7 protein-coding genes are annotated in these 10,324 nt (G+C 73.6%); 6 read left to right on the forward strand and 1 reads right to left on the reverse strand.

The window, feature by feature from the left end; all coding sequences use genetic code 11:
• The first annotated feature begins 573 nt into the window (after positions 1–573).
• On the forward strand, positions 574–1,320 hold the full coding sequence (locus tag ACZ4W5_RS37165; protein ID WP_465659597.1) for a G1 family glutamic endopeptidase: 747 nt from the start codon (positions 574–576) through the stop codon (positions 1,318–1,320).
• Positions 1,321–1,354: 34 nt separating this feature from the next.
• On the opposite strand, the gene ACZ4W5_RS37170 is transcribed toward ACZ4W5_RS37165, so the two are convergent.
• Positions 1,355–1,981: a hypothetical protein gene (locus ACZ4W5_RS37170; protein ID WP_465659599.1), complete on the reverse strand. Its 627-nt coding sequence runs from the start codon at positions 1,979–1,981 to the stop codon at positions 1,355–1,357.
• A gap of 260 nt (positions 1,982–2,241) precedes the next feature.
• Here ACZ4W5_RS37170 and ACZ4W5_RS37175 point away from each other — a divergent pair, with 260 nt between their 5' ends.
• The 5 genes from ACZ4W5_RS37175 to ACZ4W5_RS37195 all read left to right on the forward strand — a co-directional run bounded on the left by ACZ4W5_RS37175 (position 2,242) and on the right by ACZ4W5_RS37195 (position 10,192).
• A complete protein-coding gene (locus tag ACZ4W5_RS37175; protein WP_360240135.1) occupies positions 2,242–3,483 on the forward strand; it encodes an MFS transporter in 1,242 nt (413 codons plus the stop codon).
• Entirely contained in the window at positions 3,480–4,625 is a 1,146-nt protein-coding gene (locus ACZ4W5_RS37180; RefSeq protein WP_360240132.1) for an aminotransferase class V-fold PLP-dependent enzyme, read from the forward strand. The genes ACZ4W5_RS37175 and ACZ4W5_RS37180 overlap by 4 nt, the downstream gene beginning before the upstream one ends.
• Before the next feature lie 302 nt (positions 4,626–4,927).
• Entirely contained in the window at positions 4,928–7,456 is a 2,529-nt protein-coding gene (locus tag ACZ4W5_RS37185; RefSeq protein WP_465659601.1) for a tetratricopeptide repeat protein, read from the forward strand.
• Positions 7,453–8,898, forward strand: coding sequence for a leucyl aminopeptidase (locus ACZ4W5_RS37190; protein ID WP_465659603.1), 1,446 nt, complete (start codon positions 7,453–7,455; stop codon positions 8,896–8,898). Before ACZ4W5_RS37185 ends, ACZ4W5_RS37190 begins: the two co-directional genes overlap by 4 nt.
• A 166-nt stretch (positions 8,899–9,064) precedes the next feature.
• Positions 9,065–10,192, forward strand: a complete 1,128-nt coding sequence (locus ACZ4W5_RS37195) for an NADH:flavin oxidoreductase (RefSeq protein ID WP_360240123.1) — start codon at positions 9,065–9,067, stop codon at positions 10,190–10,192.
• Positions 10,193–10,324 lie beyond the last annotated feature (132 nt).

A 10,324-nucleotide genomic window follows, 5' to 3' on the forward strand; every position in this document is an offset into this window, starting at 1 on the left:
CTGGCGTTGACTTTTGGCACGCTGTTGAGTTCTCAAGGAACGGACGCTTCCTTCGGACCGCCTTCCAGCGGGCCCTCCGGGCGCTTCGTTCTTTCATGTTTCCAGCTTATCAGACGTTTTCCGCTCCGTTTTCCGGGGCTTCGTCATCCAACTCGCCGGTGTCTTCTGCGGCTTGACGCCCCGTCCGACGTTTCAAACTCTAGCCGACCCTCGCTCCGAAAAGCGAATCCAGCTGCAATCCGATAAAACGCACATGCCATATAAGCACCGGGCCGAGACGCAAAGAAGCGAAACGGCAGGTGCGGACCTGACGTGGTGTTTCAAGGGATTGGCCGCCCCGGGACCGTCCGCGCCGATGCGTGTCCGGTGCTCCCTGCCGAGCGACTGGGAGACAGTACCCGTCGTCAGGCCTCGGGGACAAACTCGGCTCGTCAGGCCACGGGCGTCCGCCCGCGCTGGGCCGACCAGGGGATTCCGGGATGCGCCGTCACTCCGTACCCGCCCAGCCCGGAGTGCGGCCACTAACTTTGTCGACGCTTGGTCAACTCCACCCTCTCTCCCCCGGGACCAGCCATGCCCAAAGCCCGTCGGCACGCCCTCTTCACCACGACCAGCCTGCTGGCGCTGCTCTTCAGCGCTGCCCCTGCTCTCCCCGCCCAGGCCGCCGTCCGGGGCCCGATCGCCGACCACCACCACGACAGCGCGCTGCGGTACGGCACCAGCAGCAACTGGTCCGGCTACGCAGCGACCGGCGGGAAGTTCACCAGCGTCAGCGCCGAGTGGATCCAGCCGGCCGTTTCCTGCACCAGCACCAACACCTGGTCAGCCTTCTGGGTCGGGCTGGACGGCGACGGCAGCGAGACGGTCGAGCAGATCGGCACCGAGGCCGACTGTTCACGCGGTAAGCCGGTCTACTCCTCCTGGTACGAGATGTACCCGGCCTACCCGACGAACTTCGGCAACGCCGTCCGCCCCGGCGACCACTTCACCGCGAGCGTCACCACCAACGGCAGCGGCTCCTTCACCCTGACCCTCCGCAACACCACGCTCGGCTGGAGCCACAGCATCGCGAAGACGCTGAAGAGTGCCACCCTGGCCTCCGCCGAGGTGATCGCCGAGGCCCCGTCGAGCCTCACCGGCGTCCTACCGCTCGCCGACTTCGGCACCATCGGGTTCACCAACGCCAGGGTGAACGGCAAGAACCTCGACACCTCGAACCCGTCGGTCATCGACATGGCCACGAAGGACGGCGTCACCAAGGCGACCACCTCCGGGATCAACGCCGGCACCGACTTCTCGGTGACCTGGCACCACAGCTGACCGGTCCCCCGGCGACGCCTGACGTCCACGGTCGTCAGGCGTCGCCCGTCAGCCGACGGCCGCGCGCCAGGAAGTCCATCAGCCCGCCGACGCCGCCGAGCTCGCGGACCGTCCGGGCAGCACCGAACGGCGCGTTCCAGAACTCCCCCTGCCGCAGCTCGTGCGGGCCGACATAGGCGTACGGCTCCGCGAGGAACGCGTCCCCGGGTGAGAGCCCGTAGTTCACCGCGCCGACGGTCACCCCGATGTCGAAGTGCTCGGGCCAGATGACCGGCTCCGCCTCGGGGAACAGCCCCCGCAGCGCCGCCTCGCCGAGCGCGAAGCAGTGCGCGAGCCACCGGGCCGCGGCCGGGTCCACCTCGATCGGCCGGTCGGCGGCGACGCCCGGACCGTCCCGGTACACCCCCTCCGGGGCGCCGACGCCGAGCCCGAGGGCCGCGCCGAGCGCGACGCAGCTGGTCCGTTCGAGCGACACCGCCCGCCCGCGCCCCACCAGCTCCGCGCCCACCACCCGCAACCACGGCTCGGCCACGGTCCCGAACCCGCCCGGGCAGGCCCGCAACCGGATCGTCCCGCTCGCCCGGTACTGCGGTCCGGCCAGTACCAGCTCGGCCACCGCGTGCAGGGAGCGACGGGTCCGTGCCACCGTCTCACCGTCCATGCCCGCATGGTCCCCCACAACGCGGCCCCGCGCACGCTCCTCCACCGCCCCGACCACCGCCCCCCGACCACCGACCACCGACCACCGACCACCGACCACCGCCCCCGGCGGCGCGGAACGGCCCCGCCCGCCGGAGGCCCCGGGCCCAGCCGGCGAGGTCCACCACGAGGTGCGGACGTTCTCATCGAACTACCTCTTGTAAGTGGGGGGTTGGTGAGGGAATCATGACAGCCCTCACACAACCGGGGAGTTGAGACCTCATGGGCGCCGTGGCGGCCGGCACCGAAGTGGCACGGCGGACGGCCTCGGCGAGTCGCCGTCAGCTGGCGATCCTCCTGACCGCCAAGACGATCTCGGACGTCGGCTACGCGCTCGACTTCATCTGCCTGTCGGTCTTCGTCTGGGAACTCCACCACTCGACCCTGGACACCGGGCTGGTCAGCGTGGCGCTGTACGCGGGCGCGATCGCGGGTGGGCGGCTCGGACACCGCTACGGGGACCGCTGGGACCGCCGTCGGATGATGATCGGCGCCGACCTCGCCCGGTCGCTCATGCTGGCGCTGCTGGCCGTGCTGCCGACGGGCGTGCAGAGCTGGTGGCTGTACCCGGCGGTGGTGGTGGTCGGCAGCGGGCGGTCGGTCTTCGAGGCCACGCTGTCCGCCGCCACCCCCGTGCTGGCCGGGCCGCGCACCCCGTCGGTGAACAGCGCGCTGGCCGGACTCAAGGGGGTGGCGTTCATGGTCGGCATGGGCCTCGCCACCGTCCTGGTCCCCCTGGCCGGGTACCGCTGGGTGTTCGGGCTGGACGCGGCCAGCTACGCGCTCTCCGCCGCGGTGCTGCTCGCCCTGCGCCTTCGGATGCGGGAGCCGGACGGCCCGGGCCCTGGGGATCGGGACCGCTCCGGTGCCTGGCCGTTGCTGGTCGCCGCCGGGCTGGCGGGGCTGGTCGCACTGCGCGGACTGGACGCCTTCGGCAGCGCCTCCCAGCACGTCGGACTGCCGCTGCTCGGCACCGAACTGCGCCCGGACGAGCCCGCCGTGGTCTCCGGTGCGGTGTGGGGCAGCTGGGCGGCCGGGCTGCTGTTGGCGAGCTTCGTGCTGCGGCCCCTGGCCAGGCGCATCGTCGACCGCGCGCCGGCCCGGGTGTACTGCGTGGCCACGATGGTGATGTCGCTGGGCTTCATCGGCGTCTTCTGGCTCGACGGCTGGTGGCCGCGGCTGCTGGCGGCGGCCGGGGCCGGTCTGGGCGACGCGCTGAGCGAGATCACCTACAAGCAGTCCCTCCAGCAACTGCCCGACGGGCGGCGGGGGCGGGCGTTCGGGCTGTCCCAGATCACGGTCAACGCGGGCTTCATGTCCGGTCTGCTCGTCACGAGCCTGGTGCTGCAGCCGGCCTGGGTGGCGCAGTGGGTGCTGCTGCTGCACGGCGTCCCGCTGCTGGTCGCGGGCTGGATGGCGGTCGCCGCGCCCCGGGCCGCCCGCCCGGTCGGGCCGGTCTCGTGAGCGGGCTCCGACGACCGGCCGGCGCCGCCACCGGTGAGGTCTACCTCGACTACGCCGGGCTGGGGCGGCTCCGGCCCGCCGCCGTGGCCGCGATGCGCACCGCCGTGGACGAGGTCCTCCCGTACGGCAGCGCCAGGGTCGGCCCCCTCTTCGGCGCGCGCACCGCCGCCCGGCGGTCGGTCGCCCGGCTGCTCGACTGCACGCCCGACGAGGTCGCCTTCGTCCCCAACACCTCGGCCGGCATCCATCTGGTGGCCGACGGGCTGGACTGGCGCCCGGGCGACCAGGTCGTGCTGTTCGACCGGGACTTCCCGGCCAACGTGCGGCCGTGGCTGCGCCTGCGCCGCCACGGGGTGGAGCCGGTCTGGGTGCCGATGCGTGACGGCGGCTACCGGATCGAGGACGTGGCGGCGGCCATCGGGCCGGCCACCCGTCTCTTGGCGGTGAGCCACGTCAACTTCGCGACCGGGTTCCGCTGCGACCTCGACCGGATCTGCGCGCTGGCCGCCGAGGTCGGGGCGCTGGTCTGCGTGGACGCCGTGCAGAGCTTCGGCGCGCTGCCGCTGTCGGTGGCCGCGACCCCGGTGGACTTCCTCGCCGCGGGCGCGCACAAGTGGCTGTGCGGGCCGCCGGGCACTGGGGTGTTCTACTGCCGGGCGGACCGGCTGGAGCTGCTGCGCACCACGCCCACCGGCTGGTTCGGCCACCAGGGCGCCGCGGAGGTGTCCAAGGGGCCGGGGCAGCTGCGCTACGACCTGCCCGAGCGGGCCGGGGCGGCCAGGGTCGAGGGCGGGATGTACGACCTGGTCGGCATGGCCGGGCTCGCCGCCGCGCTGGCCGAGCTGGAGGAGACCGGGCTCACCGTGGTCACCGACCGGGTGCGCACCCTGGCCGACCGACTGCGCACCGGGATCGCCGCGCTCGGCTACCGCCCGGCGCTCCCCCCGGACGGCGCCGGACACTCCGGCGTCGTGAGTTTCACCGGCCATCGGACGGAAGGGGTGGAGATCGTCCGGAGATTGACGTCGGCCGGAATACACGTTTCCGTTCCGGACGGCTGGGTCCGGGTTTCCCCGCATTTCTGGACAACCGACGAAGAAGTGGCGGAGATCCTTTCGGAGCTTGCCGCGCAGAAGCCTTGACGGCGCCGTTCCGGTTCCCGAAGAATATCGCTCAACCGCTTCGCCGGACCGGATATCCGGACCGGCCCGTGAAAAGAGAGGGGTGGCGAAATGGCTTACGAGACCTGGGAGTCCCTGGAGGACGAGGTCGAGATCAGCACAGGTGCGGCGGACTGCTGGACCTGTCTGATCGACGACGCCGGCGTCTGATCCCGGCGCTCCACGCATGCCCCGCGAGGGATTTCCGGCCCGCCCGGATTCCGTCGCGGGGCATGTCGCCGATCGCCCGGATCCTGATCCCAGAAAGGCACAGGAATTACCGCGTGAACCGTTGGGAATTCAGTCACGGAATCGTCGGGGTCAACGCGCCGAGTTGGCTCACCTTCGAGGTGCACCGCCCGTACTTCGATGGTGCCGAATCACCGGCCACCGCCATCCAGGCGCGGGCCGCGGTCCTGGCCGCCCGGCGTTTCGAGAATCCCGCTCCGGGCGCGCTGCGGTTCGGCATGACGATGCCCGAGAGCTACCGCCGGCTGCTGGTGCAGGAGTCCCGGCTGACCGCCTACCGGGCGGCGCTCCCGACCGACCTGCCCGACGAGCTGGCCTCCCCCGCCTGGCGGCGGATGACCGGGGCGTACCGGCGGCACGCCGAGCTGGACCAGGTGGACCGCTCCGGGCTCGCCCACTGGCTGGTCGCGGTCTGCCTTCCCGCCGCGGTGCTGGAGGTCGTCCCGGAGGACCTCGACCCGGCAGCCTGCCGGGACCAGGTGACGGCAGGCCTCCAGGCCGCCCGCGCGGCCGCCCTGTTCGGCTCCGAGGGCCTGTCCGAGCGGACCGCCACGGCCTACCGGGTGCTGGCCGACAGTCCCGCGCCCACGGTCTCCCACGTCCAGGCGGTGGCCGCCTGGGGCTACCTGCTCGCCCGGCACTCCGGGGACGACTCCGCCGCGCCGCTCCTCCTCGCCCGCGCCAGGGAGCTGCTCAAGGAGATCGCGGGCGAGCTCACCCCCTTCACCCACACCGTCCTGACCGCCCGGCTGGCACTGCGCGAGGTCATGTACGCCGAGCGGCAGCGGGACTTCGGCGGCGCCCGGGCGCTGCTGGCCGACGTCCGGGCGGGCGTCGCCGAGCTGACCGCACCCGACCGGGACGACGAACTGGTCCTGCTGGAGACCCGTCGGCGGCTGCTCGACCGGCACCTGGAGATCGTGGTGCGGATCGGCGACACCGAGGCCGAACGCGCCGCCGTCGAGGAGGGCCTCGCCCTCGATCCGTGGGACGTGAAGATCCGGATGCAGGCGGCGCAGGCCCACGAACGCGCGGGCGAGCACGAGCAGGCGCTGGCCGGCTACCTGCACGCCGCCCGGCTCGGCCCGTTCGGCACCGCCTTCGCGCTGCTGCGGGCCGCCGACCGCGCCCGGGACCTCGGGCACACCGAGTTCGCCCGGGTGCTCGCCGAACGGGCCTTCCGCGCCGCCCCGCGCGCCCGCGCCACCCGGGACGCGCTGCTGGAGGCCTGCCGGAACGACGGCGACCGGCCGCTGGAGGAGCTGACCGCGCGCGCCGCCACCCGGGACGCGGAGCGGCCGTACGCCAACAACTGGCACTACCGGATGTACGCCTCGTACTTCAACCTGGGCGAGTCCGAGTCCCCCGGCCTGTACGCCCGGCTTCCCAGCCTCGCCTACGAGTTCGCCGAGCGCGGGGGTGAGCGGGCCGAGGTCAACTGGCAGCGCCTGATGCCGCCGGCCTTCCGCGGCAACCTGATCCGCGAGTCCGGGCTGACCGAGTTCGCGGTCGACCACCCGGCCGAACTGCCCGCGCACCTGCGCACACCGCGCTGGAACCGGCTGTGCGAGTGGCTGGACGAGTTCGACCGCTGCGAGCCCGAACGCCGGCAGCAGATCGCCATGGTGCTGTACCGGCTCGGATTCACCAAGCTGGTCCTGGAGCTGATCCCGGCCGTGCCGGTCGACCGGCTCCGGACCCCGGCCGAGCTGCGGCTGCACCACTGGCGTGACCTGGTGCGGTACGTCGCCTCGATCGGCACCACGGTGGCCGCACCGGAGACCTCCTTCGCCATCGCCGAACACCCGGCCTGCCCGACCCACCTGCGGTTCGTCATCGCCGTGGTGGCGGTGGTGTTCCACGCCCGCGAGACGCGTTCGCTGGAGGAGGCGACGCGCTGGCGGGAGATCGGCGCCCGTGCGCTGGAGGAGCTGCTGGCGGAGCCGGACCGCTCCGCGTTCGAGCGGACGATGGCGGAGAGCCGGTTCTACCGCAGCGTCAGCTTCGTCCCGTTCATGGCCAGGGACCGCGCGTGGCTGGCCCGCGACATGGACCGCGCCGAGGAACTGGCCCGGGCGGTGCCCGCCGAGGGGCCGTACCAGGAGTTCCTCAAACGGGAGAACCTGCGGGCCTGCGTGGAGAGCCGCTCCAAGGAGTGCTACGCGTTCGGCGAGGACGAACGCGGCGACCTCATGGTCGCGGAGGCGCTGGCCCTGGACCCGTACGAGCCCAAGACGCACATCGAGGTGGCGGAGGGCCTGCTGCGGCGCGACCGTCCCCGGGAGGCCGCCGACAGCTTCCTGCGGACCGCCCGGCTCGGCCCGGTCTCCACCGCCTTCGGCTACGCGTCCGCGGCCGAGTGCTTCCGGCTGGCCGGTCAGCCGGTCCTGGCCGAGGACTGCTACCTCCAGGCCCTCCGGGTGGACCCGTACGCGATCTCCGCGGCACGCGGCTGGGCGGCCGTCGGCGCGGCCAACGGCATGGCCGAGGCGGCCCGGGCGTACCTCGCCGACCTGGAGGCCTGGGGCGCGGCCCGGCGCGCCGCCCGGCAGGTGCGGCCGTGAGCGTCACCTGGGTGCTGCGCCCCGAGCCCGGCCCCGGGGTGGAGGCCGTCGTACGGCCGGTGCGGGTCGGCGAGCTGCCCGCCGACCTCCCCGCCGCGTTCCTCGCCGGGACCGGGTTCAGCGGCGAGGTGGGCGAGGTACTGCAGCTGCCCGGCACTCCCGTGACCGTGCTGCTCGGCGTCGGCCCGCGGGCCCGGACCGACCGGGACGCGATCCGGGCGGCGGCGGCCGGGCTGGCCCGGGCCGTCTCCGCCTACCGGCGGCTGGCCGTCCACCCGCCGGGCCCGGACCTCCGACCGCTCGTCGAGGGGTACCTGCTCGGCGGGTACCGGTTCACCCGGTACCGGAGCGGTCCGGCCGAGCCGTCCGACCAGCTCGTCGAGGTGCTCGCCCCCGGCACGCCGGAAGCCGCCCGAGGCCTGTTCGAGGGCCGTCGGCTGGGAGAGGCCGTCCTGCTGGCCCGGGACCTGGTCAACGAACCGGGCGAGGCCCTGACCCCGCCCGCGTTCGCCGACCGCGCGGCCGAGGTCGCCGAGGCGGCCGGACTGGAGTGCGAGGTCTGGGACGGCCCCCGGATCGCCGACGAGCGGCTGGGCGGACTGCTCGGGGTCAGCCGGGGCTCCCTGGTGCCGCCCAGGCTGGTCAAGCTGGGCTACCGGCCGGACGGCTGGACGGAACGGCCCGGAGCGGGCGGACGGACCGGGCGGATCGCCCTGGTCGGCAAGGGCGTCACCTACGACGCCGGCGGCCTGTCCCTCAAGCCCAACGCGCAACTGGCCGGGATGAAGGCCGACATGGCCGGAGCGGCCGCTGTCCTGGGGGCGATGTCCGTCCTCGGCGCTCTGGACTGCCCCGTCGCGGTGGACGCCTGGCTGCCGCTCACCGAGAACATGCCCAACGCAGACCCGATCCGGGTCGGCGACGTCCTGGTGATGCGCAACGGCACCACCGTCGAGATCTGCCACGCGGACGCCGAGGGCCGGCTGATCATGGCCGACGCACTGGTCCTGGCCGGCGAGACCGGGCCGCAGGCGATCATCGACATCGCCACCCTCACCGACGCCGCCGCGATCGCCCTGGGCCGCCGGGTCGCCGCGCTGATGGGCACCGACGACACCCTGGTGGAGCGCCTGCGCGCAGCCGGCGCCCGGGCCGGCGAGCCGCTCTGGCCGCTGCCGCTCCCCGACGCGTACCGGCCCCAACTCCGCTCCCGGGTCGCCGACCTGGTCAACTACACCCTCGGCACCCGGCACGGCACCGCACTGCTGGCCGGCCACTTCCTCCGCGAGTTCGTCCCGCCCGACATCCCGTGGGCCCACCTCGACATCCAGGGCACCGCCCTCTCCGACGGGACGGATGCGGAGTGGGTCGCCGGCGCCACCGGCTTCGGGGTCCGCACCCTGGCCGAACTCCTCACCGGCCACCCCCACCCGCCCAGCTGACCGTCCGCCGTCGCGCAGCGGCGTGGAGTGGCACGGAGTGGCGTGGAGTGGCGTGGATCACGCCGGGTTCCGGCCCGTCGGTGAAATGCGGAGGCCGCCGCGGTGGTTGGCACCGGCGATCGCCGCTGCCCCAGCGCACCCCACCGCTACCCGCGAGGAAGCCCCCATGACCGTCACCGAGCCGTCCTCCTCCCGCGCGGCCGAGATCCTCTCCCGGCCCGTCACGATCAACGGGCTGACGGTGCCCAACCGCATCGTCATGGCGCCGATGACGCGCCAGTTCTCCCCGGGCGGCGTCCCCGGCGAGAACGTGAGCGCCTACTACGCCCGCCGTGCCGCCGCGGGCGTCGGCCTGATCGTCACCGAGGGCACGTACGTCAACCACGAGTCCGCCGGGCAGAGCGACAGCATTCCGCGCTTCCACGGCGAGGAGCAGCTCGCCGGGTGGGCCCGCGTGGCCGCGGACGTCCACGCGGCGGGCGGCACCATCGTGCCGCAGCTCTGGCACATCGGGATGGTGCGCAAGCAGGGCGACCCGCCGGTCGCCGACGCCCCGGCCGTCGGCCCGTCCGGCATCCGGCTCGACGGCACCGAGGGCACCGGCCGGGCGATGACCCGGGCCGACCTGGACGCCGTCATAGGCGCCTTCGCCGAGGCCGCCGCGGCCGCCGAGCGGATCGGCTTCGACGGTGTCGAGCTGCACGGCGCCCACGGTTACCTCCTCGACCAGTTCCTGTGGGCCGGCACCAACCGCCGCACCGACGCCTACGGCGGGGACGCGGTCGCCCGGACGAAGTTCACCGCCGAACTCGTCGCGGCCGTGCGCGCCGCCGTCTCCCCCGAGTTCCCGGTGATCTTCCGCTACTCGCAGTGGAAGTCGGACAACTACGACGCCCGGCTCGCCGAGACCCCGCAGGAGCTGGAGTCGATCCTCGCCCCGCTCGCCGAGGCCGGCGTGGACGCCTTCCACGCCTCGACCCGCCGCTACTGGGTCCCCGAGTTCGACGGCTCCGACCTCAACCTGGCCGGCTGGACCAGGAAGCTCACCGGCCGCCCCACCATCACCGTGGGCTCCGTCGGCCTGGCCGGCGACGTCATCGCCTCCTTCGCCGGCGAGGGCTCCGACACCCGGAGCATCGACAACCTCCTCGACCGCCTGGAGCGCGACGAGTTCGACCTCGTCGCCGTCGGCCGCGCCCTGCTCCAGGACCCGGAGTGGGCCGCCAAGGTCCTCGACGGACGCTTCTCCGAGCTCCGCCCCTACGACGCCGCCGCCGTCCGCACCCTGAGCTGACCGGCAGCGGTGGCACCGGGGGGGGGGGGGGGGGGGGCGGGGACCGGGGGGGGGGAAGGGACGGGGGGGGTCCAGGGGGGGGGGGGAAGGGGGTTGGCTCCTTGCGAAAGTCTTGGTTGGGGGGAGGGCTTT

This window comes from Kitasatospora sp. NPDC029367 (genome assembly GCF_055569135.1).